Raw genomic sequence first — 1,661 nt, 5'->3', positions numbered from 1 at the left:
TCGGCACTGCTGCAGGGGAAGATCCTGCGGGGAGGGATGGGCACTGGGATGCCTTACTGGGGACCCGTGCTGACCGAGGCACAGATGTGGGCACTGACGGACTACCTTTGGACCTTCCAGTTTGAGGAGACGCCATGACCAGACCTTCCAAGCACCGTCAAACGAAATCCGCCCCCAATCTCGTCGTCCTAGCCGCTATTGCCGGCGGGGTCCTCCTGGCCCTCGTCGCCGCGGTATCGGTGCTAGGCGGATCAAGCGGCAGGCGGGCCGCGATTGAGGTCAACGGCCAGCCGCGGCTCAAGGTGGATCGAGAAGTCGTCGAACTCGGCGACATTCCACTTGGGCAAGCGGTTGAGGCGGCGTTCGTCCTGACGAACGTCGGCGACCAACCGCTCCGCCTAACACAGGCCCCCTACATCGAAGTCGTGGAGGGGTGTTGACCGCCCGTCCCGACCGTCGGTGCGACGGTCCTCCAGCCGGGCGAGAGCACGCAGCTTTCGATGCAGTTCATGATGCACGGTGACATGGGAGGCCTACACAACTTCCGCGTGCACATCCTCACCGATGACCCAAACCAGCCGGAACGCCTGCTGACGGTGCTCTCTAACTGGGTCGAGTGAGGCCGTGCCTGCCTTCGCCTGACAGGCTACAGCCATTGGCCCAGCCCCGGCGGCAGTGTTCTTGCCCGGACTAACTCCGGTCGAGCGTCTGCCGCATTTCGTCGAACTGTTCCTTCGTGATCTCGCCTCCGGCGTACCGGCGCCGGAGGATTTGCGAAGGAGTATCGCCGGTGGACCGTATGCCCGTCGATTGCGACCCACTCCGCGACGATAGCTGGACCGCCCACACGACACCCGCCACCAATAGAGCACCAAGGACCAGCAGGAGCACCGGCCAGATCAGCATCATGCCCATCATGTTCCAACCTCCCATCATCCATGGCCCCCCAGCTGTCCAGGGGGCCGGTGTTTGGTTCATCCGCCAACCGTACCCGGCTCCCCAAGACGGGAGCAGCGCCAGGCAGGCCACCAGCATTACAAGCACGCCAACCCCAACCACCGCAGCGACGACCAGCCAGCCTTTCCTACCCATGGTGCTCTGCCTCCCATGGGTTGCTGTTACCTGCGCCAGCCCTGACGGCCTTCCCGTCGGTGAAGCAGAGGACCGCTTTCATCTCTTCCAGCTGATCTCGACTGATCTCGCCCGCGGCGCAGCGCCGCCGCAGGACGTCGAGGAGGGAAACCTGCTGCCCTCCCTCGACGGCGGGCTTTCCCATTTCTCCGCCATGATCCATCCCGTGACCCATCATGCAGCACATGCTTTCCTCTCTTTCTCTCTTTGCCCCGCCGAAGGCGTGAGCCAGCGAGACGTCAGGGCGCCTTGACGACCATTGTGCCCACCATCCCGGCGTCCTTGTGCCCGGCGACGGTGCAGAAGAATTCGTAAGTTCCCGATTTCGTGGGTGTGAACGAGAGGTGGTTGGTCGCGCCCGGCTCGGCCGCCACGTGGAGAACGGGTTTCACCTCCGCTCCCATCTGCATCTCGTGTTCGGCGCTCATCGGGTCCGCCTCGCTGACCGACTCAACCGGGATCTCCAGAATGCTGAAGTCATGCTCGAGCGCGTCCTCGTTGATAAAGGTCAGCTCGACGGGCGCCCCCGC

General features: G+C 63.8%; 4 protein-coding genes. 1 reads left to right on the top strand and 3 read right to left on the bottom strand.

From position 1 onward, the window contains the following. Nucleotides 1-134: 134 nt before the first annotated feature. Nucleotides 135-440: a DUF1573 domain-containing protein gene (locus MUO23_13100; GenBank protein ID MCJ7513889.1), complete on the top strand. Its 306-nt coding sequence runs from the start codon at nucleotides 135-137 to the stop codon at nucleotides 438-440. Between the two features lie 250 nt (nucleotides 441-690). Here MUO23_13100 and MUO23_13095 read toward each other — a convergent pair whose 3' ends face one another. From MUO23_13095 to MUO23_13085, 3 genes are all read right to left on the bottom strand, one after another. Then, the gene (locus MUO23_13095) at nucleotides 691-1,092 is read right to left on the bottom strand and encodes an SHOCT domain-containing protein (protein ID MCJ7513888.1); all 402 of its coding nucleotides are present in this window, start codon (nucleotides 1,090-1,092) and stop codon (nucleotides 691-693) included. Further along, nucleotides 1,085-1,276 carry a hypothetical protein gene (locus MUO23_13090; protein MCJ7513887.1) on the bottom strand — a complete coding sequence of 64 codons (192 nt, stop codon included), beginning with the start codon at nucleotides 1,274-1,276 and terminating at the stop codon, nucleotides 1,085-1,087. The genes MUO23_13095 and MUO23_13090 overlap by 8 nt, the downstream gene beginning before the upstream one ends. Nucleotides 1,277-1,370: 94 nt before the next feature. Beyond that, nucleotides 1,371-1,661 (bottom strand): plastocyanin/azurin family copper-binding protein (locus tag MUO23_13085; GenBank protein ID MCJ7513886.1); only part of this gene is annotated, 291 nt, incomplete at its 5' end.

It is taken from the genome of Anaerolineales bacterium (assembly GCA_022866145.1).
Taxonomy (GTDB): Bacteria; Chloroflexota; Anaerolineae; order Anaerolineales; family E44-bin32; genus PFL42.
This window is presented reverse-complemented; position numbering and strand designations above follow the sequence as displayed.

What these genes read in the sequence shown, in the direction of transcription:
- MUO23_13095 (MCJ7513888.1), bottom strand. Translation starts at nt 1,092, where the DNA reads ATGGGTAGGAAAGGCTGGCTGGTCGTCGCTGCGGTGGTTGGGGTTGGC.
- MUO23_13100 (MCJ7513889.1), top strand. Translation starts at nt 135, where the DNA reads ATGACCAGACCTTCCAAGCACCGTCAAACGAAATCCGCCCCCAATCTC.
- MUO23_13090 (MCJ7513887.1), bottom strand. Translation starts at nt 1,276, where the DNA reads ATGGGAAAGCCCGCCGTCGAGGGAGGGCAGCAGGTTTCCCTCCTCGAC.